We start from the raw sequence: 22456 nt of genomic DNA, 5'->3' as shown, positions 1-22456 counted from the left end.
AGGCGAGTTGACTTAAGCGAGACCCATTCCCGCCCACGATGCCCGGCGCACCACGACAGCAGTCCCGGCGGTCGGCCTGTACGACGAGGATGTCGCCGAGCACACGAGCATGGCGGGGCTGGATGAGGACGGCGGTGCGTCGGAAGATCGCGAAGCGGCGTACGCCCGCCTGTGCGAGTTGGTCGCCCGCCGCGAGTCCGAGACGCACGGCCGACGACGCGATCGTACGCGTCGTGACGGGCTCCGGCTGGCCACAGCCCGTCGCGCGGTCTTGCTCCGCAGCGATGGCCGGTGCGAGAAACCCGGATGTGGCCGCCTGGCTCCGGACCTCGACGATCAGAACCGGCCACTTATGGAGGTCGATCAATCGTGGGCCTCGCCGACGGGGGCCGTGACCATCCTGAGCAGATGATCGCGCTATGCCCCAACTGCTACCGGGTGAAGACCTACGGGCGGACCCGCCACGAGCTCATCACCTTGCTGACGCGTACGGTGAAGGAGCGTCACGATCAGTGGCTGACCGGGAGCGATGACGGCTGAACCCAGCAGGACGGCGGCCCGCCGCGGAATCGTGATCCGCGATGACCGGCGTCCCCACCTCCCCCGGCTGTCAGACCTCAGCCTCGTCCGGATCGGGCCTCACGGCGATGTCCTCCGGATCGAACATCTCCGGGCCCTCCTCTCGCTCGGCATCGGTCATGTCGTTCTGAACCGGCTTTCCCGTGGCATGCTCGATGAGGGAGATGATCCTTCCCAGGCGCTGGTCGAAGAAGGCGTTGAAGTCATCGGCTCGGAGCTCTGCGGCATCCGCCAGGTGCGTGGCGACAACGGCGTCCAACTGCCCTGAATCGATGTCGGCCTGTTTTTCGATCTTCGGCAGGTAAGTGGACGGCGCCACGCCTCCGATGGCGCGGTTCGTCTTCGCTGAGAGCGGGGTCTTATTGACGATGCTCTCCCGTAGCGCCGGATCGATGCCGTGGTCGATGCACCACTTCGACGGGAAGATGTGGTGGATGTCCACTTCGAGATCCACGTATTGCACCTTGTCGAGCGCCTTGTCGTACATCCAGTCCTTGGCACCCTGGGACAGGATCAGCGCGTAGATGCCCTTGTACGCGGCCGCGTTCCTGGTCCGTAGTGACAGCAGGCGGGAGGCCGCGAAGGTGCAGTCCGCGACGGTCCGGGGCACCGGCGTCTCCTTGCCACGAGCCCAGTCGGGCACGGACTCGATATCCCGCACGAATCGGGTTTCGATCGCCGAGCCGTAGAGCTCGCCGAGGATGCCGCACCAGAACCACTGGGCCAGCTTGGCGCGTACGCCGTGCAGGTCGGCATCATCGCCGAGACCGACCTTGATAGCCGCGAGTGGGACGAGTTGCTTCGGGTACGGAATGAACTTGGTCTCGAAGATGTGATGGTCGGCGAGGAAGGTCGCGGTCCAGATGAAAGCGTCGCGGACGGGCTGGACCCACTCCAGGTAGTCGTCGAGGCTGAGCTTGAGCAGGTCCTCCTTCCGGGCGGAGACGGCGGGCGGCCGGTCGGAGGTGTCCTCCTTGGCCCGCTTGAGGGTCGTGAGGAGGCTCACGGCCTGGAGGAAGTCGGTGTTCTCCACCGAGGACAGGACGGGGTACGGGGCGAAGGCCTGTTGCGTGGCCTTCCAGTCGTCGTTGAGCCGGAAGTCGGTCCTGTGGGTGTCGTAGTACTTCTTGTCACCGGCGAAGGTCGCGGTGAGGAGTTCGAACACGTTGAGCGACAGGCCTCCCGTGTTCACCTTCTCGAAGACGGTGGCGACGGCCGCCTTGGTGGTCGTCTTGTCGAGCTCGATGGCAGGGATGGTGTACTTCAGGCAGGGCTCGATGACCTTGGCGTGGAACGTACTGGCCTGCTCCTTGTCCTCGCAGGCGAACAGCCAGTTGACGGTCTCCGCCCCCGCGAAGAGAAGGCGAGCCGGGAAGTATCCCTCGGCGCGCTCGCGTTCGGGGGTGGACAGGTCGCGCACGATGTCCTTGCCGAAGTTGCGTCGCAGCACGCCATCGCCAGGAATGGCGATGACCGCCTCGTCCATCCGGTCCTCGCCGAGCAGCGCGGTCTTCATGTGGATGTAGTAGCGGCGGTCCATGAGCTTGCCGCGGCTGTCCTTCGTGTGGACGACGCCGTCACCGGTCAGCGCCTGTGTGAGGGACGTGAGCCGCTGCTGACCGTCGAGAAGCAGCAGGTTGGGCTCCGTGCCGTCGGGGAGAACGACTCCTTCGATGGCGCGCGGCGCGAAGCGGATCTGGTCGTTGCCCGTCTCCAACATCATGACGACGCCGAGCGGATGCCCGCGAAGGATCGTGACGAGGAGCTGACGGATGCGCTCGTCGTCCCATTTGTAGCCGCGCTGGAAGTCGGGGAGCTGGATGGAGCCGCTCGTCGTCCACTCCAGGTACTTGGCCAGCGCGTGGAGGGGGGTCTGGAAGCCCAAGATCACTATCCCTTTCAGAACCGTGGGTTGGTGCGAGCTGCGGTGAGGTGCGGGACGATCGGCGGGGTCAGTCCGACCGCGTCGCGACCGGGAGGAAGGCGCTCGGCTTACCGTGCCAGGAGACGTACAGGTCATCTCGGGCGCGGGTGCAGGCGACGAAGAGGAGCGAGCGTTCGGCGAGCATGTCGACCTCGTGCTGCATCCGGTCGACGTCGGCCGGGGTGACGGCGGGCTCGAACGGGAAGGCGCGCTCGTTGACGCCGATGGTGGCGACGCAGCGGAACTCCAGGCCCTTCATTGCGTGCATGGTCGCGATACGCACGCCCTCGTCGGAGGGGTCCGGGCCGTCCTTAAGGGCGACCGCGGGAATGCCGGCGTCGGCCAGGCGGTCCTTGGCACGTGCCCCGAACTGGTGGAAGCGCGTCGCGATGGCGATCTCGGAAGGCGCGACGCCGTCGTCCACCCAGGAGCGGACCTTGGTGACCAGGGCGTCGAGCTCGGCCGCCTGGCTCGCAGCGGGAGTGACGGTCGGGCGGCCGCCGTGCAGCGCGGATCGGTATCCGGCGAGGGTGTCGGAGCCGCCGTCCAGGTCATTGACCTGCTCGCCGGTCATGATGCCGGACGACCAGGCGAGGATCTCCTGGGTGCTCCGATAGTTGATCTTCAGCCGGCTCGATCGGCCGACGACGCTGATTCCGAGGGAGCGCAGGGACACGCGGGTGTCGTAGATCCGCTGGTGCGGGTCACCGGCGATGAACAGGTCGTCCGGTCCCTCGGCGACGACGCCGCGCAGCACGCGCCACTGTGCCGGGTGGAGGTCCTGTGCCTCGTCGACGACGACGTGGTCATAGCGCGGGACGGCGGTCTTCAGCAGGTCGGCGGCGTCCGCGCACAGCTGCAGATACGTGCGTTTCCCCTCAGTGCCGAGCCGGTGGGTGAACTCCTCGATAGCCCGCCAGACCTGTTCGCGCTGCGCGGCCTGGAGCGAGGCGCCGCGGCCGGCCCGTGACGCGCGGAGGTACTCCTCGATCGAGCCGATCCCCTGGGCGAGGACGACGTGCCGGTACTCCAGCGCCAGGAAGTGCTCGCTCCACGGCAGGTCGAGGCGGCGTACGATCCGCTGCCAGCGCTGGCGGGCGTCCGCGTCCGCGTCGGGCACCAGGAACGGTACGGTGCCGTGCTCGGCGACGACCTGGTGGGCGACGGCGTTCACGGTGGTGATGTCGACGCGTTCGAGCAGCGCCGGGTCGTCGACGAGCAGGGCGAGGTTCTCCCGCAGGGAGTCGGCCAGCGCGTTGGTGAACGTCGTCAGGAGAATTCGGGTGTCGTCGTTCTTCTCCAGCAGGTGTTTCACGCGGTGCAGGGCGACGACGGTCTTGCCGGTGCCGGGCCCGCCGGAGACCTGCGCCGGTCCGCTGTACGCCGATCGGTAGGCCACCCGGCGCTGCGCTGGGTGCAGGAAGATCCGCCAGGCGCTGAACGGCTTGGTGAGGATGTCCTCCAGCTCTTTCGGGCCGGAGACGAGCGCGATGCGGTCGCGGGTGTTGGCGATCGCGGTGGCCAGGTCGGCCGGTTCGGTCGGGGCCGCCTCGGTGGCCGGGCGCCGTACGGACACGACCTCACGCCAGACCTCGTCCGGGCTGTTGCCCTCCGCGAGGAAGAACAGCACCTCGAACTGGTCCTCGGGGAACAGCGTGGCGAACGCCTGCAACTGCGGCTTGCCGGTGATCGTGCGTACGGCTGGCAGCACCCCGTCGTCGATGCCGAGGCGGCGTAGCACCGCGTCGGAGTGCTCCTCGAACAACAACGAGGGTGCCGTCTCGGCCGCGTGCTGGAGTATCGGGGTCAGCTCTTCGATGGCCGCGACGTTGCGCAGTTCCAGTCCGCCGGTGGCGGCGTTGACCGTGGCGACCCGCTTCATCGCCCACTCGTACGCGGCGTCGTGCTTCATGACCCGCAGCAGCAGGAACGTCTCGCTCCCGTCGTCCGGGGCGAGCACCACGCCCCGCCAGAACCCGGTGATCCGGATGCTGCGCATGCGCGAGTCGCGCGCCTTGGACACCGGCTCCAGGTGCAGGCCCTTGTCGGCGTACAGCTCGGCGACGCTCAGCTGTTGGAACTTCTCCATCGCGTCGCGGACACCCTGCCGAACCGGCTTTTCCAGGCGCTCGTACTCCTCGAGGAAGCTGGTGGCGAACGCGAGCTGCGGCACTGATCCCCCCGGGCTGCATGATTGACCGTTATGCGAAACACAGCGTATTTGATCGATGACGAATCCTCAGCCCAGCGCGCCGACGAATCGCCCCTTCAGCCCCATGACGTCCATATCTGGCCACCAACGAAAAGGCCATAACGGCCCGACCGGCCTAAATGACCAAGTGACTTTGCCTTGACGCCGCGTTAAGAGGTGGATTAACCGTAGGACGCTAGAGCCGGATGAGCCGACGCGCGGAGAGGCATCCCAGGAGACGGTGGACCGAAACAATCACCAGGGCGGCTACGCGGAGGCCCTCGTCCGGGTGCTGAGCGCCGCCGCCGGCCTGAGGCTCGCCAAGCCAGAGCCCGACCTCGACGGCATCGACTTCTGCCTGTGGCCCGACCGCGTCGGCGGGCGTCGCGGCGCGCGGTCGACACCCATCAACGTGCAGGTCAAGTCCGACTCGGCCGCGGCCGGGGACGGCACGCACTGGCGTCACTACCTCAAGGTCCCGCACTTCAACGCCCTCGCCGATCCGGAGACGACCTTCCCGACCTACCTTTTCCTGGTCATCGTCCCGCCGGAGCCACGCCACTATGTCAGCCTGCACCCGGACGGCCTGCTGCTGCGCAAGAGCGTGTACTGGCATTCGCTGGCGAAGGACGATCCGGTCGTCGACGCGAAAAAGGACGCGAAGAAGCGGGTCGATATTCCCAAGGTCAATCTGCTGACCGTAGATTCGCTTCGTACGCTGGTGAACGCTGCCGACCCGGGTGGGGAGCCGTCGTGACCGCGAGCCGCGCCGACCTGGAGCGCCTCACGCCTGGCGACATCGAGCGCTACCTGCGTACGTCCGGGTGGCGGCTGGTCGGGGACCTGAACGGCCGCGCGACGATCTGGGCCCTGGAGGCGGACGAGCTCGAAGTGATCGTCCCGGTCTCGTCCCGGTTCCGCGACTACCCACAGCGGGTCAACGACGTGATCCGTACGCTCGCCGAGGCCGAGTCGCGTCCCGAGTCGCAGATCATCCACAGCGTGACCGCGTCGTACGTCGACCGGCAGTACATCCGGACGTTCCCCGACGCGCCGTCGGGCATGATCTCGGCCGCCGACGCCGCCGAAGCGTTCCAGGGCGTACGCGAGTTGCTGATCGCCGCCGCGTACGCCGAGGAGACCCACCGCGGCGAGCTCGTTCTGCCACCACGGAAGCCCAAGATCGTCGAGGAGTTCCCGGCGCGCACGCTCGTTACCACCGGGCCGGGCAGTTTCGTCATCGCCACCCACATCGAGCTACCGCGCAGCGACACGCTCTTCCCCGCGACCCCCTTCGAACGCCGGGCCCTGGTCAAGCTGCGGGAGATGCTGCTCAGCACGCAGGCGGCCGCGGCGGAGGCCGACGAGATCGCCGATCTGTCGCCGTTCGCCGAGCGTGTCGAAGAAGGAATATCGAAGACACTGTGCCGCGCGCTGGCCCGGCTCGGCGGCACCGATCGTGATCAGCCCGTCGAGATGCGGTTCGCCTGGGCCGAGGACGAGCCGACGGATCTCCCCACTGCCCCCATCCGCTTCGAGACAGAGCAGATCACGATGCTCAGGCACGCCGCCGACGATCTGGGGCGAAAGGAGACCACCGAGCAGGCCGTGTTGCACGGCCGGATTCAGGGTCTCCGCCGAGAGGGCCCCGACCAGCCCGGATGGGCGGTCGTACGAGGCCGGGTCAGCACCAAGCGAAGCGATCTGCAGCGTCAGGTCTGGGTGGAGCTACCGTCCGACGACTACGATCGCGCGCTGCGCGCCCACGGTCAGGGCCTCGAAGTCCGCGCCGCCGGTGCCCTCAGACGCACCGGCCGTCGCACCGAGCTGCGGCCCGTCAGCCTGTTCCGGGTGCTGCCGACATGAGGTCCGGACGGTCCGAAGTACCGGCTCTACGAGGAGAGCCTGAAATCCTAGAATCGATGGCTAGCCGACGCGTCGGAGTGAATCGGCACGTCGACACTCAGCCCAGGCCGTCGGGACACCCCTGCAGCGCTCAACTCCAAAGCGACGCCCCGGGTAGTTCGTCGAAGATACGATCCATCGAGTACGGCTCGTACACCGTTTCAGATTGTGCGATCTCAACCCAATCTGAGTCGACGCTTTGAAACATCCACAAAGCATCGAGATCAAAATCTCCGTGAGCCTCGGGCAGATGTGCCAATTCTTGCTTCATTTCGTCGATTTGAAGTCCGTCCCGGCCGGTCCAGCCAGCGAGGTAGGACGTCACAGCCTCGTCTAGCATGAGGTACTCGGCAGTGGTGCGAGGGATCGGGATCCGTCCCTCTGCGAGCTCGCCGCAGAGGGAGGCGCACGTCTGCGCCAGCCGCACGTAGAATTGGGGAGGCTGGGCACATAGAGACCGCGGGAACCCGACGTACCCTCCTTCGACACCCCACATGAGGTCCTCGGCTTGCTCGCAGAGTATCTCAGCTATGTCAGCGAGTTCGCGGTAAATGGCAGCTGCCCAACGTGGGCCGATCACCATAAACATGCAGTCACAGGGCTCGTCATCAGGCTTGAGATCCGTGGTCTGACAACTGCATGAGCCGCCTGGCGCACACTGATTGACGCCGCGTTCCCCTTCTACCTTCTCGGCGTGACCCGGGCAGCCGTCGCAGTACGGACATCCTTCTTCGGGACAGCCCGCCGAAGGAAATAGCTGTGCCCAGTCGATATCAGCCTCCCGGTCCGGCAATTCAGGGAGGTCTAGCTGAGCCACGGAGAGCAGCGCCAGCTCATGTCGCTCATTATCGCCACCGACCATGCGTTCCCTGGCCTGTTCTAGGCTGACTCTGACGCCGACAGGCAGGCTGTACCACAAACCGGAAATCTCAAAAATTGCATCAGGGGCGTTAAGCATGTTACAAATAGCCAGCGCCTCGTGTGGCCAGTCTACGATCTCTATAGGCTCAACGTTTAGACCATTACCTCTGTCCACGATCGCCATAACTTGTGGCTTTGCTTCGGTGAGATCGGGAACGAAGGCGAGGATGTCTCTGCGCGCGTCGGGGCTCTCTGCGGCGGCGCAATCCGCACGGGCAAACTGTTCTCCCAGCCAGAAGGTGTCCCCGACATCGCGCGCATCAAAGCGCAGACATATAGCCATAGGCGTCTTCTCAGACCGCCAGATGTCGGAGACCAACCTGCGTTCCTCGCTGCTGTCATCATTACGCCAATAGATTCTGTCCCCTACTACGAGGTCGTGAGCACGAACGATCTCTCTGTCGGGGGTCAGCCGGGTACTCGGTTGACCCGATCTGGCCGAAAAGTCAGACTCCTTCCAAGGTCGATTCCAACGCCAACTAATTTCGAACTGCCGGTCAATAGGAAGAGATGGAGCCCCTATTCCGACATCTTCAACCAAGTAGATGGCGGCAAGCTTGCGAGCTTCAGGCGACAAGTCCTCCCACTTCTCCCAAGACGCTGTGCGCGCTTCTTCCACGACGCGGGCATTGGACCCTAATCTTTGTATCTCATCCAAAACTCCTGGATCGGCGCCACCTTTTGACTTGAAGATTTCTATCGACCTCGTGATTGCATCTGGAGCACTCAGGAGTCGATGCTTGATACGGTGAGATACATAGTTGTCACAAACCTCGACTCTAGGCTTGATTCGCTCCTGGCCTGGCGTTGATTCACGCGCCCAATCGGTCGCCTCAAAGCATGCGGCCAGCCACATGGCCTCAGCCATGTTGAGGATTATGCCTCCGATTGCAGGCGTCGGACCTAGACCGAGCCCCGTCAGCGCATCAGCGTGGAGCATCTCGGGACCGATATACACTGGCTCCCAGTCGAGATCGCTGTGAAGCAGCGTTGCATATCCTTCGCCCCGCCGCTGCCAGAACACCAGGTCTTCGCCATATACGTTGACGAAGTGTCGCACTATATCCGAGGGGCCGAATTCGACTCCCGTCATATCGCTGAGTTGTGTGCGCACGGCCCGATTGCCTTGATAACGGCTTATATAATGGCGAACTCGTGCGACGAAATCAGCCATCGATGCGTCGTCAAGGCAATCCTTAGCACTGACTTTAATAGATCTCAAAGAGCGCCGCTGACGCCGTGCTGCATTCAGCTGTTGAGTGGCGTTTGCCCAATATAGAGCATCCTTGTCCGGATCATGGATGACACAGATGACCGGCACATTTCCATCGGCCCATGTGTCGCCATGGCGACCAACCGATACACTGTAGCCTTTCGCTCGCCGATATGAATGACCACCTTTAACCTGTATATATATAAGGTCGCCAGTTAGATTGCGGTCTACAGTGAACCTGACCCATAGGTCTTCCCCGAAATCATTCTGACCAGGGACTTCATCGACAATGTGGTCATGTTGCTCCAGTAGTGTTCGAAGAGCGTTGACCGCAGCACGGCTGGCCTTGCGACTGTTCGGAATTTTGGGCACGCAACCTCCTTGGCGATCTGGCTCGCGACAGAACTCTAGGTCCTTCCACCGACAGAACCCCGGCGAACCGGCATCAAACCTCTGCCCGAACGAAGCTCCCTCGAATTCGCCTGAGCACCGGCGGGAAGCAGCGCACCGTGTACGTGGAGCACGGAGTGTTCTACGACACCACGACGCGGAACATTCACGTGACCATCCCGGGCGTTACCGGTCCGCGCACTGGAGTTACGGTCCGAAGGATCCGAAGTACCAGATCTACAAGGAGATCCTGAAGTCCCAGAACCGGTGGCCGGCCGACGCCCCGGAGTAGGCCCGCCGGTCGAGCTTCGACACCGGGCGGTATGGGCACCGTCGAGGCACCCACCACTCAGGATCTCCTCTGCCCACCCCGGGGCGGATCGGCCGTCACCTTCCACCGGGTGTTCGCTGCCGCACTCCCTTCACCCGCTTGCGCCCGCGCGACGACGGCTTCTCCTCCGGCTCCGGCCGGACCAGGATCCTGAGGGTCTCCCGGGCGTCCCGGCGGCGCCACCCCTTCTTCGAGCGAGCGGCCGTGAGCGCGACGACGCCGATCGCGCCGGCTTTGATCACCGCGGGCAGGCCCTGGGTCGCCACCAGGGTGGTCAGGCTCGTGAGCACCGACGTCGCCGTCATCGGTCGTCCCCCGGCCGTGCTCCGTACGACGCCGGCAGTGCACCGGTCAGGAGCAGCGGCGAGAGCTGGTCGCGCAACTCCCCGGCACAGCGGCTGATCTCCGCGTGGACGGCCATCTTCTCGTCGAGCGCGCTCAGGACGCCACCGATCGACTCCTGTACGGGCATGGGAGGAAGGACAAGCGGGAGCTGCCGGATCGTCTCGGTGTTGATGCTGCGGATCGTCGACTTCAGCGAGTTCTGCTCGACCCATTCCCGTACGAGCGGGTTCCGCAGGTAGTGCAGGAGATAACCGGGATAAACGTGCTCCTTGTCCGGGCGGATCCGCAGGCATGCCGTGTTGAACAGCGAGCCCGCGTGCTCCGCGCCGACGAGCGCATACCGGCCGATGCTGGCCGTCCGGACGCCGACGACGTCTCCGGGCTCGAGCCGGTAATTCCTCAGCCGTTCGGCCTTCTCCTCGGAGACGTACGCGGGTTTCTCCGCGACGATCCGGCCTTCGACAATGTTCTTAGGGACGATCAGCGGTACGCGCGCCCCGCCGGTGCCCGTCCTGCGCCGAGTGCGGGCCGCTCCGCCGGACGGCCCGGCCGTCACCTCGCAGAACGTCTCCAGCGGCTTCGTCTGCCAGCCGTCGGGCACATCCCCGATCAGGGTCCTCATCGGAGCACCTCACTCACCCGGTCGTCGACGAGGGCGTCCACCTCGGCCGCCCGGCGGTGCAACTTCTGCAGCTCCTCGGGGAGCCGGCGCACCTTCTCCTCGGCGTACGGGTCGGAGCTCGGCTCGGCGGTGACGTACCTGCTCGCCGCGAGGCTGCACGCTCGGTCCACGATGGTCGCTGCCGAGGCGACGGCGGCGAATCCCGCATCGCCGGTGTACGCGGGGCCGACCCGCCGCCATTCCTCGTACGTTTCGGTGATCTTGTCGATGTCCTCCGGCCGCAGGACCCGGTGTTTGCGATCCACCTTGATGCCCAGCGCCCTTGCGTCGATGAACAGGACGTGGTGGGAGTCGTCCGAGGGGCGGCTCCGCAGGAGCCAGAGCGTCACGGGCACGGGTGTCGACCGGAAGAGCTGCTCGGGAAGCATGATGAGGCAGTCCACGACGCCTTGCTCGACCATCTTCCGGCGGATGCCGTGCTCGTGGGTGTTGGCGGAGACCGCCGCGGTGTTCGGCATCAGCACGGCCGCCCGTCCGCGTGGGGACAGCTTCGCGACGGCGTACTGCAGCCAGCCGTAGTTGGCGTTGTGCCGGGGCGGAGGTCCGAAACGCCGCCACCGCGGATCGTCCGTCGGATCGCGCCGGCTCCAGTCCCGCATGTTGAACGGCGGATTCGCGAAGATGACGTCGGACTTCCCGGTGCGGGAGGGGTCCTCGCGCAGCGCGCTGCCCCGCCGGAGCTCCGTGACCGTCGTCAGGTTGTGAATCGCCAGGTTGAGCGCGGCCATCCGCAGCGACCGTACGCTCATCGTCTGCCCGCCGAACGAGCGCGACCGCGACGTGCCACCCCGTTCCTCGATGCGGGCGGCGGCGCCGGCCAGGAACGCGCCGTCTCCGCAGGCCGGGTCGTAGACGCGGTCTCCGGGTCTGGGAGCGAGCAGGCGGACCGCCAGCCGGACGATGGAGTCCGGAGTGTGGAATTCACCGCCGCGTACGCGATCGTCCGTGGCGAACCCGTCGAGGAGCGCACGGCACACGACGGCCGCCCGCGTCATGGTCGACGGCACGTCCCGGCGCTCGCCGGCGCACACGTCTTCGAGGATCCGCACGACCTCGGCGAGTTGCCGGTCCGTCCAGATCTTCAGCCCGACGTTCCCTACGGCGTCACGGACGACGGGGTAGCGCTGCTGGTGCTCAACGAGGGCTCGCGCCAGGACCGTCCCGAAGGGAAGCGGCGCCGCCGGGCGGGCCGCCCGCACCAGCGACCCCCAGAGCCGCGGATCGTGGCAGCGCAGGTGGAGCAGCACGAGCAGCAGCTCCTCATACGACTCTGGGTCTCCTCCCTCACCGCGCCACTTCTCCAGGTTCGGCAGGAGATCCCTGGGCGGCTCCCATGCCGAGTCGGCCGCCGAGCGCACCGCCGCCCGCGCGGACGTCTGCGCGGGTTCCGGGTTCTCCGTCTGTGGTATGAGGCCGATGCTCCGGGCGAATCGCTCGCCATACGTACTGCCGGCGGGCTCACCCGGCCGCAACACGTTCGCCGGAATCGGCCGGCGCATGAGCCACCGCGCCATCGCCTCGACCTCGTAGCGGTCTCCCTCATCGACCGGCCGGGGGAAGTCGGCATGCCGCTTCTCCCAGTTGTTCACAGCTGGCCTGCGGACCCCTGCCGCCTTGGCGATCTCGGCCTTTGACAAGCGCCTGCCACTCGCGTCTACCATCGCACCCGCTCTCCTGCCATCTCGTCCAGCGAGAACGAAGCTAGCGCGTAGCCGGGACAAGCTGCCAGTGCGCACCACCGTGCGCTGGAAGTGTGAACTCGCTCTCGCGGCGGATTCCGTGAGTCGCAGGCGCTATTGCAGCACTGCACCCGACCGCCAAGCGCCCCGCACGGAATGTCGCTGCGCGGAACGATCGGCCGTCGGCCGTTGACCGAGCGAACGGCCGCGCCGCTGCTTCACGGGCGATAGCAGAACGTTCCGCTAAGGAACGTTCTGCGGGCAGCCGGATACCGACATACTGCTGGCAGTGTGATTCGATGCCGGATCGCAGACGGGGCTCCTCCATGGACATCAGCGCGGTGCTGACCGTCGCCACTCAGGCGGCGGGCGCGTCGGGAATGGTCACGGTGTCAACGCGTGCGGCCCGCTGGATGCGGACGAGAGCACGATTCCGGGACCAGGCCAATATCGCCCGTGAGCTACTCGGTCTCCACCAGAGCAGGCTCATCGCCTACCGGCACGACTCGAAGCACGTCCTCTACGGCGGCACGCAGAGCCTCCATCCCGACAATCTCCACGGGCTCGCCGCCGCGAGCGGCAATGCCTATGTATCCGCCCAGCAGACCGGACGTCTTCGCGTCGAGGACGAGATCCTCACCCACGCAGCCCACGACCTGGCGCTCATCGGCAGCCCTACCTCCGAAGGGCTCTCTCGACTGCTGTTCGGGTACGCGCCAGACGGCGACCCGGACTCCCTGGCAGCCGATCAGATACCACTCGACCTGCCGTTCCGCTGGGTCATCTCCAAGAATGGAATCGCCGACTCGGCTGTGGCGCGGAGGCTGGTCGCCGGCCGGGGCCTGGTGGAGCGCCCGAACTGGCGCATCGCCGGACCGGACCGGCTCTACGTGCCGAGGGTCGACGAGGACGGTCTCCTTTTAGAGGACTACCTGCTCGTCACCAAGGTCCGGAACTATCTGTCCCACAGCGCCATCGACGAAGGCCACTTCATCGTCAGCTTCGGCGGCAGTCACGGAACAGGAACTCGCGCCCTGGAGCTTCTCTTCAAGGACCGCGAGGTCCTGAGCGGCATCGCCGATCGACTGCGGCAGCGCCCAGCCGCTTTCCAGATGCTGTTGCGGGTGAGCGATATCAAACATGACCGTACGGTCGGTAGCTACGCCCGTAAGATCGAACTCGTCGACGACCCGATCGTCCTTCCCGACCGCGACTCGATCTGGCGCACTGCGACCGGCATCGCTCAGAGGAGCATCCATGGCAGCTCAACGGCGCACCCGGACCCGCCCTGAGATCAAGTTCGCGCCGCGCGAGGTCTTCGAACAACTCCTGGAGTGGAGCGTCATCCCGACCTTCGACCTCGTCGTCGAGCTGCCCGACGAAGCCGGCGTGGTCCTGGTCCGCCGCATCATCGCCCCGTACGAGAACTGCTGGGCCCTGCCGGGCCTGCGCATGTTCAAGGGCGAGGGCATCGACGATGTCATCGCCCGCATCGCCGAGGATGAGCTGGGCGTCGAGGTCGACGTCGATGGCAAACGCTTCCTCGGTCAGTACGTCGGCCGGTTCAAGACCGAGAATGAGCGCCAGGACCTGTCGTCCGGCTACGTCGTGAAGGCTCTCACCAGCGAGCTCCAGACCAACACCGCCCATTTCTCCGGTCATCGGGTCATCAAGAAGCACAGCGAAGTGCCGCCTTCAACGGGCGCGATGTACCGGTTCTACCTCTCCCGGTACTTCGACGCCAAGTAAGGCCGACAGCCGATCAGGCGAGCGACGGGGCCTGCGGCGCCGACCGCGCCGAGCTGCTCGCTATCGCGCAAGAGCGCTCCAGAGCCGAACGTTCGCGCTACGCACCGGTCCGGGCACCGGACCAGCGCGAATGTCCGTCGATTCCTTAGCGTGTTCGAACAACACATGCTGTAATCAGCCTCAGTACCCCCTGATCGACGACCCGGGGAGGTCGACGATGAGCAGCCCCTTCGTCCGCCGGCGACGCCTCGCCGCAGAACTGCGTACGATCCGCGAACAACGCGACATGACCGCCGACCAACTCGCCTGCCGGATCCACCAGTCACGCATGAAGATCTCGAAGCTGGAGAACGCGCATATCCGCCCCGACCTCGCCGAAGTGATGAAGATCCTCGACGTGTTAGGAGTCACCGGCGAGAAGTGGCACGAGATCGTCAAGATCGCCCGCGACGCCGCCGAACGCGGCTGGTGGGACTCGTACGGCGACGCGATGGGCGACCGACAGCGTCTGTACGCCGACATCGAGTCGGGCACAAAGACGATCCGCGAGTACCAACCCGGCGCAATGCCCGGCATCCTACAGACCCCGGACTACACCTGGGCGCTCATCGAGCACGCCAAGGCCGAAGGCCCGATCACCTACATCCCCGAACGCCTCGTCGAAGCCCGGCTTCTGCGCCAACGCACCGTCCTCCGCCCCGACGGTCCCGAGTACGAGGTCATCCTCGACGAGGTCGGCCTCCGCCGCTTCAGCGTTCCACCCGACGTGATGTACGCCCAGCTCCACCACGTCATCAAAATCGCCGAGACCCAGCCACGCGTAGCGGTGCGCGTCTTCCCCCTGGTCACCGGGATGGTCAAGTCGTTGATGCCGAGGTCGCAGCTCATTCTGTTCACTTTTCTGGACGCAGCCGATCCAGCAATGGTTGTCGAAACGACCGTCGCGAACGATCTGTTCCACACGGGATCTGAGAAGGTGACGCGCTACATACGCAGATACGAGTACGTACGAAACGAATCACTGTCGGAAGTCAGCAGCCTCACCTTCCTGCACGACCTTGCTGAACAGATCAGCAGCGGTGTAGGACTCAGTACATGAACATGAGCAACGTCACCTGGCAGAAGTCACACCGTAGCGAGCCGAACGAGTCATGTGTCGAGGTAGCCAGCATCGTTAACCCTAGCCCCAAGGTCGACGCCATATTGGATCCCTCGGGCAACGCTTGAGCGCCCTGCAGAGTTGCGACAGCTCCGTTGGAGAGGCCTCAACCGCCAAGCATGTAGGCGACCCGGACGTGAAGGTCTTTCGCCGGGGTCTGGCCGACGTGCACACGCTGTACCACACCAGTTACCAAGAGGGCGCTCGCTCGCGAGATGATCCGCTGCGATCGCCGACGTGACGACGTTCAGGTGGCATATGCCGCCAAGCGCGGCCAGTTGGTCAGCTTCGCCGTCTTACACGGGTCTACGCTGGATGCCGCGGCCCATGCCCGGGTGGTGGATCAAGGACGGATACGAAATTCTCGCCATCGACAAGCGGAGTGCTGAGACTGGCACCTCCGGCTTCCATACGCTGGTAGACATCAAGGACCAGGTCTTTCGTTCGGTACGTGCCGTACTTGGCGATGTCGTTGTGTTTGAGACCACCGTTCTCGGTTTGGAAAGTCTCCATGATGTAATCCACGTCACCCAGAGCGATTCCGTAGAGATGGAAGAAGTACGCGTCCAGCTCGGAGCGAATGACCGCACGACGGTCTTCGTCCCACTGATATGGAGCCCTGCCAGCGTCACCTAGATCACGGGCTAGCGGGGCCATATCGTACGTCGTATAGACTAGTTCGAGGACGCGAGGAATAAGGAAAGTGACATGGGCCGCGAGGCTACCGGGTGTGGGCACAGGAAGTTGTTTCCAAATAAACAATCCCATACTTGTGCTACCTATTTTTTGACGGCTCACATAATCAAATAGCAAGGAACTCTGTACGGCGATGAGCACTGCAATAAGGGTCGGCGCCTGATCTGATAGCATCAGTGGGAACTTATGGCCCACAGCAGCCCGGGGAATGAAAGCTGGGATGGCTGTCCGCTCATCAGTCGCTCTGCAGACGTCGCGCCATCCGCAGAGCCAACCCCTTTCCCACTCCATGTCCGCCAAGCGGGCAGCGACTCCAGGGAGCAGGACGGAGTCACCGCTTTTACCCTTGCTCGGAATATCGGATTCGGCGATCCAGTACCGAGGATCCGCTGTAGCGCTAGGATTTCGCTTCTCGGCCAAAGTCAGTGGGCGAAGGTCATCTTCACCCGTTCCGGCATACGAATTCCAGCGATGGTCGAAGTGGTGCACCATCTTTCCCTCGTACAGCGGCAGCATACGTTCTCGGCCTCGTACGAACACATTACCCTTAAGCTCCCACCCTGCAGCTTCCAGCTCTCCCCTCTTTTGGAAGAGATGAGAGTCGTCGGTCATGTCAAAAAGACGCTTAAAGGCGATCCCCCAAGGGTTGCCGTCCGGAGCCATATCGTTCCACAGGACCGGGATTCGGCGATAAATCGACGCGGTGAGGTCGGCATCGTGGCGGGAGCGAAAAATGGGGAGGGTTCCGGTGTTCGGATTGATAAGGGCGATCTCATCCGGGCTGAGCTCGAAGACACGGCGCGCATCGTCCAGATCGGTGGTGTCGTACAGGAAGAACGCCAGCTTCGCCATGGGTTCACGCAAGGCTCGACCCACCGAAGAAAGTATGCAGAATTTGTAACTTGAGTGCACTGCAGTAAAGAGCGGCTTGCGATTTTCGAAGTCGTACAGGGCTTTAATCGCACCACGCCTCGTGAAATCTTGGAAGAGATGTTGGGCTCCCGCTCCGGTGGCGATGGCCGTGGGGACGATGCAGCCGAAGCGACCTACCGGCCCGGTTATAGACGCGAAGCTTTCGGCGAACAGCTGATCGGTCTGAAGAGAGTTAACACCTTTGACTGTCAACCCCTTCGCACATAGCGGGAAAACTCCGGACTGGCTCGCGAAGTGGAATGTGGCCTTCACGGTGCGGCGCGCCGCCACGTAACGCGCCCCTTCCTCTGGGTGCTCCTCGATCCACTCGGTGATGCGCGTACGGCGTGCGGTGCCGGCAATGGCGGCGATCGAGGGGTCGACGACGCTGAAGTACTTCTTGTCCTCGAAGTCGACCTTGTCCCACGGCGGGTTCCCGAGGACGCAGTCGAAGCCGCCGGTCCAGCCTGTTCGCTCGTCAACGCCCGGGGCCTCTTCGTCCTTGGGCACGCCGAAGACCTCGGGGAACTCCAGGTGCCAATGGAAGAAGCGGTACTGCTCGGTGAGTTTCTCCAGCTCAGCGCCGATCTCCGGGGCGATCGCGCCGCGCTTGATGTCGAGCAGGTTGTCCATCGTGATTGCGGGCGCGTGTCGCCGGGTGCCGACGTAGCCCTTGTCCTCGACCTTCCACCAGACGAACGCGGCGCACCAGGCGTCGGCGACACGCTTCTTGTCGACGTATGCCGCCGACTCCTGGAGGGCCTGAAAGCCCTCTTCCTGGGCCTCGATGTCGGCCCAGGTGCCGTCGCCGGCCCTAGTGATGCCGATCGCCGCTTCGACCAAGTCCGCGTTGCCCGACCGAAGACCGAAGTCGTCGAAGAGCTTGCCCTGTAGTTGCGAGGCTCGCTTCCCCCACGCCTCGCGCTCGGCCTTGTTTCGCTTCTTAAGAGCTGCGGCCCACTTCTTGTCGTCGCCCTCGATCGGCTTGAAGGCGTCGTCCGGGAGTCCGCCGGCCAGCAGTTTCGGGGTCGTACCGAGCAGCGCGTTACCGACCTTGAGGTGGGCGTCGAGGAAGCCGAGCGGCTTACCGGGCTCCACCGCCTCCAGCCAGAGGGAGACCTTGGCCAGCTCGATGGCCATCGGGTTGAGGTCCACGCCGTAGATGCATTGCGAGACGACCTCCCGCAGCGCGTGCCGTACGTCTTCGATGCCTGGCTCGGGGTCACCGGTACGGACGAATGCGAGGCGCTTCGCGATGCGGCGGGCGGCGGCGACCAGGAAGTGACCGGAGCCGCAGGCCGGGTCGCAGATGGTCAACGCGAGGAGCGCCTTCTCCTGCTCCTCCTTCGTCCGGGCGGATTTCAAGGCGTCGTCGATCACCGGGTCGAGGGTCGTGTCGAGCAGGCAGTCGACGAGCGACGTCGGTGTGTAGTACGAGCCCGTCTTCTTGCGGTCGTTGCCGCTGAGTTCGAGCAGGGTGAACGTTCGCTGCGCCGCGTCGTGCTTCGGCACGTACTCCAGGAGCCACTCGTACACCGAGCCGAGTTCCTCCGCGCCCAGGTGCCGGAAGTCGACCGGGCGGATTCGCTTCGCCTTGAGGTCCCGTACGCGCGAGAGCGACCGGACGGCCGTGAAGAGGTGCTCGTTCGCGAGCGCGCAGCCGAACAGGGGCCGGTCGGCATCGGTCAGCTTGAAGATCCCGCCCAGGGCGGGTACCCCGAGCTCGGGCAGGCCGTCCTTCCGGCCGAGGCCGTCGAGGACCAGGCTGAGGGCCTGCCACTCGTCGGAGTGCGGGCCGCCGTGACGGCGGGCGGCCAGACGGCGGAGCCGCGCCGTGGCGAAGAACGCCATGTACCGGTCCTGCGCCGCGACCGGGGTGTCCAGCGCGAAGAGCACACCACGGTCTTCGATCACGAACAGGAACAGCAGCCGGTACACGACGCGCAGCAGCGCGCGGTGCAGCGTCTCCGGGGTGACCTCCGTGTTGTCCCGGTCGGCCAGGGCTTTACGCAGCACGTCGTTGTCGGGGTGCTGGATGAAGCCGGTACCCAGGGCCTCGATCGCCGCCTTGACCGAGAGGCGGAGCTGGTCGAGGACGCGGAGCCCGGAGTCGATGGCCTCCTGGCGCCACTTCTCCAGCCAGCAGGATGCCGGGCCGGCGTCCTCGCCCTGGGTCTCGAAGCGGGAGACGTGGGTGACGCGGTACAGCAGCACGAAGGCATCAAACGCCTCGCCCTCGAAGATGGCCTCCAGGTCGAACTCGACGTACGCGGAGCCAGCGAGCGCGCTGGAGTCGCGCAGCACCCGCAGCAGCCTGCCGTTGGTGACGATGCCCCACAGGGCGGCGTCGCTGCGGTTGAGGTACTCCTGCACCAGTGACTGCGGGGCCGAGTCGGCCGCGCCGGGCACGCCCTTGGTGCGCAGGTCAAGGGCGACGCCCCAGCCGAGCTGGTGGATCGGGACGTGCTGCCACTGGTGGCTGATGGCGAACTGCTTCTCGCCGTCGTCGCTGGTCAGTCCCCCGGCGGGGGTGTGCAGCAGGCGGCCGAAGCCGAGCTCCTGGAACAGCCGGCCCAGCCAGTACTCCCGGGTTACGCCGATCGCCGGGTCGTCCTCGGGGAGCTTGGCGAGCTGGTCCTTGAACGACGCGTACCGGCCGCGCAGGTACGTCCAGGCGCGTTCGGCCGCGTCGACCACGGTCTCGTCCTTGCCGAGGTGGTACGCGGCAGGCGCGGTGCCGGACAGGCTGTTGCCGGTGGACAGGCGGCGCAGCGTCTCTTCGGGCAGCAGGCCGCCGACGGAGGCGACGCCGACGGGGAGGGTGCTGGTGCGGCTCATCGAGAGACCTCTCCGGTGATCGGCAGGTAGACGTACAGGCCGAGGACGTCGGCGTCGGGTTCGGCTTCGACGCGCAGGCCGCGACGGATCGCGCCGACGGCCTCGCGGACCCGCGCGTGCGACGCGCGCAGGGCGTCGGCGAGGTCGCCGCCGTACTGCTCCAGGTGGGGGCGGATGGCGTCCAGGCCGTCCAGGACACGGGTCGCGGTGGAGCGGGCGAACTCCGGCGCGGTGTTCTCGTCGGCTCGTGCCTCGAGCAGGGCCAGGGCCTCGTCCTCGCTGAGCCATTCGGCGTTGGCGGGGCTGCCGCGGAAGGCGAGCACGCGGGCGTCCTCGGCGATCTGCTGGCGGCGTCCGCCGTCGCGGGTCGGCAGGTACAGGTGGAAGCGGTAGCGGACCAGCAGCAGGGTGGTGCGCTTGGACACCGACCTCGTACGGATGACGCCGCAGCGGCGGGCCGGTCGCTGCCAGCCGTCGAGCTTCGGGTCGAGGGCGGCGTCCAGGACGAACCGTGCGATGGTGCCGACGGCCGCGTCCGTACGGGTCAGCGCGGCCTCACCGCGTTTGACCGGTGGAAGCGGGTGGAAGGCGATGTTGCGCGTGTGCTTGGCGCCCAGCACGGATTCCAGGCCGCTGAGGAGCGCGGACGGCAGGCCGGCGGTGTCGGCGGTGAAGCCGCCGTCGGCCGCGGGGGCGATCTGCCCGCGCAGCATGACCAGGGCCGTCTTGGTGAACTCGGTGACCTCCGCGCCAGAGCCGAGCACGGCGCGGACCTCGGCGACCTCGCGGGCCACGTCCTCGGCGCGAATGGCGTGCTGGGCGAAACGAGCCCGGGACGCCTTCTCGCGTTCGGCGGCGCTGACCCACTCGGCGTGCAGGTCGTCGCGCCGAGAGGTGACGCCGAGGTCGAGGGTGAGCTGTTCGGCGTCCTCGCGGCGCAGCAGGAGCCCTTCGAGGACGGCGTTGATCACGCTGTCGGACTCGTCGAGGACCGCGACCGACACGCCGGTGGCCTTGCGGATCTCGGCGTGCTTGCGGATCAGGACGTCCAGGACGATGCCGTCGATCTGGTTGTCCGCGCCGTACAGGGTGACGGCGCGGACGACGTCGCGGCGCTGGCCGTACCGGTCGACGCGTCCCTCCCGCTGCTCGTGACGGGTCGGGTTCCAGGCCAGGTCGTAGTGGATGACGGCGTCGAAGCCCTCCTGGAGGTTGACGCCCTCCGACAAGCAGTCGGTCGCCACCAGCACCCGGCGCTCCGGCGGCTCCTGGTCCTCGATGTCGTCGGCGGTGGCGCCGGAGACCAGGCGCTGGACGCGGGACTCGCGCTGTGCCGGGGACAGGGTGCCGGCGACGGCGGCGACGGCGGTGTTCTTGCCGAGGGCGGCGGCGAGGTGCTCGGCGACGTACTCGGCGGTGGGGATGAAGCGGCAGAAGACGATCGGGTTGTAGCCCTTTTTGAGCAGGTCCTTGACGATGGTCGTCAGCTCGGTGAGCTTGCAGTCGGCCTTGCCCTCCAGGGCGTCGGCCTGCTTGGCCAGCCGGCGCAGCCGCTGCTGCGGGGCGCCGCCGGCGCCGTCCTCGGTGTCCGCGCCGGGCGCGGCGTCGATGACCTGCGTGGAGTCGTCGTCGGTGAGGTCCAGGACGGCGGCGCGGCCGAGCGCGTCGGCCTCCTCCTTCGAGGTCGCCTCCAGGTTCGCCGCGCGGGTGCGGAGGGTCTGCGCGGCGGCGCGCGGCGACGACGCCAGGGAGCGCAGCAGGGCCAGCGCCGACCACCAGCGGACCCGCTGCCGTACGACGCCGTCGCTCTCGTCGAGCGCCTGTTCCCGGGCGTAGTCCAGGACGGCTTCGAACAGCTTCCGGTAGTCGTCGGACAGCTTGTAGGAGATCTCCTTGCTCTCCCGGTCCTTGGGGAACGGGGTCTCCTCGCCGATGAACGTGCGGATGTCGGCGCGGCGGCGCTGGACGAAATGCCGGGCGAGCCTCCGGCGGCCGACCTCGGTGTCCAGCTCGACGGTCTCCAGCTCCGGGTCGAGCAGGCCGAGGAGGGTGCGGAACGACTCGTCCTTGCCGCTGTGCGGGGTCGCGGTCACCAGCACCAGGTGACGGTCCCGGCCGTCGGCCGTCTGCTTCGTGGCGACCTGCCGGACCAGGTCGTAGCGGAGCTGCCTGCCGTCGCGGCCGCCGGTCGCGGCGGGGACGCAGGTGTGCGCCTCATCGACGATCACCAGGTCCGGGCAGTGCCGGACGAACTCGTCGCGGTGTCTCGGGTTCTTGATGTAGTCGGTGGAGACGATGACGTTCGGGTACCGGCCGAACAGCGACTCGCCGACGTCGAGGGAGCGTTCCAGTCGCCGTACGGTGGAGGCCAGCACCAGCTCGGTCTCGATGCCGAACTTCGCGCGCAGCTCCTCCTGCCACTGCTCGGCCAGCGCCGGGCTGCACAGCACGGCCAGGCCGGTCGCCTCGCCCTGCGCCAGCAGCTCCGCGGCGATCAACCCGGATTCGATGGTCTTGCCGATGCCGACGTCGTCGGCGATCAGCAGCCGTACGGTCTCCTGCCGCAGCGCCATCAGCAGCGGCACGAACTGGTACGAGCGCGGGTCTACGGCGAGCTGCCCCAGGGAGCGGAACGGGCCCGCGCCGGAGCGGAAGCCGATGCGCAGCGCCGAGCGCAGCAGCCCGGCGGACGACTGGTCGCCCAGGTCGTCGGCGGTCGGCGGCGGGAAGCTGGCCGGCTCGACCTTCTCCAGCGCCGGGAGCACGCCGACCAGGTCGTCCTGGGCGCCGCCCAGCGGGCGCAGCACGAGCAGGTCGGCGTCCGAACCGGGCTGCACGACCCATTCGCGTCCCCGGGCGCGTACCAGTGCACCGGGGGCGTATCGGACGGCTTCCGGCGCGTTCGTGCTCATGAAGTGACGTGTCCTCTCGGGGGGTCGCCG

At 66.2% G+C, this 22456-nt stretch carries 15 protein-coding genes; 7 read left to right on the top strand and 8 right to left on the bottom strand.

Annotated features, from left to right (window positions below; genetic code table 11):
* Nucleotides 1-408: 408 nt before the first annotated feature.
* Nucleotides 409-540 carry a hypothetical protein gene (locus ABD978_RS43460; protein WP_345367601.1) on the top strand — a complete coding sequence of 44 codons (132 nt, stop codon included), beginning with the start codon at nucleotides 409-411 and terminating at the stop codon, nucleotides 538-540.
* A 70-nt stretch (nucleotides 541-610) separates the two neighbouring features.
* Here the strand turns inward: ABD978_RS43460 and ABD978_RS43455 are convergent, their stop codons facing one another.
* Both ABD978_RS43455 and ABD978_RS43450 read right to left on the bottom strand, forming a co-directional pair.
* A complete protein-coding gene (locus tag ABD978_RS43455) occupies nucleotides 611-2464 on the bottom strand; it encodes a GmrSD restriction endonuclease domain-containing protein (protein WP_345367599.1) in 1854 nt (617 codons plus the stop codon).
* 67 nt (nucleotides 2465-2531) lie between these two features.
* Nucleotides 2532-4676: a UvrD-helicase domain-containing protein gene (locus tag ABD978_RS43450; protein WP_345367597.1), complete on the bottom strand. Its 2145-nt coding sequence runs from the start codon at nucleotides 4674-4676 to the stop codon at nucleotides 2532-2534.
* 259 nt (nucleotides 4677-4935) lie between these two features.
* Between ABD978_RS43450 and ABD978_RS43445 the strand changes: the two genes are divergently transcribed.
* A complete protein-coding gene (locus ABD978_RS43445) occupies nucleotides 4936-5451 on the top strand; it encodes a DUF4365 domain-containing protein (protein WP_345367595.1) in 516 nt (171 codons plus the stop codon).
* Nucleotides 5448-6560, top strand: a complete 1113-nt coding sequence (locus ABD978_RS43440) for a hypothetical protein (RefSeq protein WP_345367593.1) — start codon at nucleotides 5448-5450, stop codon at nucleotides 6558-6560. Before ABD978_RS43445 ends, ABD978_RS43440 begins: the two co-directional genes overlap by 4 nt.
* Nucleotides 6561-6690: 130 nt before the next feature.
* Here the strand turns inward: ABD978_RS43440 and ABD978_RS43435 are convergent, their stop codons facing one another.
* The 4 genes from ABD978_RS43435 to ABD978_RS43420 form a co-directional block, all read right to left on the bottom strand.
* Entirely contained in the window at nucleotides 6691-9105 is a 2415-nt protein-coding gene (locus ABD978_RS43435; RefSeq protein WP_345367591.1) for a DUF4365 domain-containing protein, read from the bottom strand.
* Nucleotides 9106-9510: 405 nt separating this feature from the next.
* The gene (locus tag ABD978_RS43430) at nucleotides 9511-9759 is read right to left on the bottom strand and encodes a hypothetical protein (RefSeq protein ID WP_345367589.1); all 249 of its coding nucleotides are present in this window, start codon (nucleotides 9757-9759) and stop codon (nucleotides 9511-9513) included.
* Nucleotides 9756-10421, bottom strand: a complete 666-nt coding sequence (locus ABD978_RS43425; protein WP_345367587.1) for a restriction endonuclease subunit S — start codon at nucleotides 10419-10421, stop codon at nucleotides 9756-9758. Before ABD978_RS43425 ends, ABD978_RS43430 begins: the two co-directional genes overlap by 4 nt.
* On the bottom strand, nucleotides 10418-12118 hold the full coding sequence (locus ABD978_RS43420) for an N-6 DNA methylase (RefSeq protein ID WP_345367584.1): 1701 nt from the start codon (nucleotides 12116-12118) through the stop codon (nucleotides 10418-10420). The genes ABD978_RS43425 and ABD978_RS43420 overlap by 4 nt, the downstream gene beginning before the upstream one ends.
* A gap of 341 nt (nucleotides 12119-12459) precedes the next feature.
* Here ABD978_RS43420 and ABD978_RS43415 point away from each other — a divergent pair, with 341 nt between their 5' ends.
* The 4 genes from ABD978_RS43415 (at nucleotide 12460) to ABD978_RS44160 (ending at nucleotide 15136) form a co-directional block, all read left to right on the top strand.
* Nucleotides 12460-13452, top strand: a complete 993-nt coding sequence (locus ABD978_RS43415) for a hypothetical protein (protein ID WP_345367582.1) — start codon at nucleotides 12460-12462, stop codon at nucleotides 13450-13452.
* Complete coding sequence (locus tag ABD978_RS43410) at nucleotides 13418-13909, top strand: NUDIX domain-containing protein (protein ID WP_345367580.1); 492 nt, start codon at nucleotides 13418-13420, stop codon at nucleotides 13907-13909. The genes ABD978_RS43415 and ABD978_RS43410 overlap by 35 nt, the downstream gene beginning before the upstream one ends.
* Before the next feature lie 217 nt (nucleotides 13910-14126).
* Entirely contained in the window at nucleotides 14127-15008 is an 882-nt protein-coding gene (locus ABD978_RS43405) for a helix-turn-helix domain-containing protein (protein ID WP_345367578.1), read from the top strand.
* Nucleotides 15005-15136: a DUF397 domain-containing protein gene (locus ABD978_RS44160; protein WP_425550829.1), complete on the top strand. Its 132-nt coding sequence runs from the start codon at nucleotides 15005-15007 to the stop codon at nucleotides 15134-15136. Before ABD978_RS43405 ends, ABD978_RS44160 begins: the two co-directional genes overlap by 4 nt.
* Before the next feature lie 238 nt (nucleotides 15137-15374).
* Here the strand turns inward: ABD978_RS44160 and ABD978_RS43400 are convergent, their stop codons facing one another.
* Together ABD978_RS43400 and ABD978_RS43395 are read right to left on the bottom strand one after the other, a co-directional pair.
* Nucleotides 15375-19514: an Eco57I restriction-modification methylase domain-containing protein gene (locus tag ABD978_RS43400; RefSeq protein WP_345367576.1), complete on the bottom strand. Its 4140-nt coding sequence runs from the start codon at nucleotides 19512-19514 to the stop codon at nucleotides 15375-15377.
* A complete protein-coding gene (locus tag ABD978_RS43395; RefSeq protein WP_345367574.1) occupies nucleotides 19511-22426 on the bottom strand; it encodes a helicase-related protein in 2916 nt (971 codons plus the stop codon). Before ABD978_RS43395 ends, ABD978_RS43400 begins: the two co-directional genes overlap by 4 nt.
* Nucleotides 22427-22456: the final 30 nt, after the last annotated feature.

The sequence above is a fragment of the Actinoallomurus liliacearum genome (genome assembly GCF_039542035.1).
GTDB classification, from domain to species: Bacteria; Actinomycetota; Actinomycetes; order Streptosporangiales; family Streptosporangiaceae; genus Actinoallomurus; species Actinoallomurus liliacearum.
This window is presented reverse-complemented; position numbering and strand designations above follow the sequence as displayed.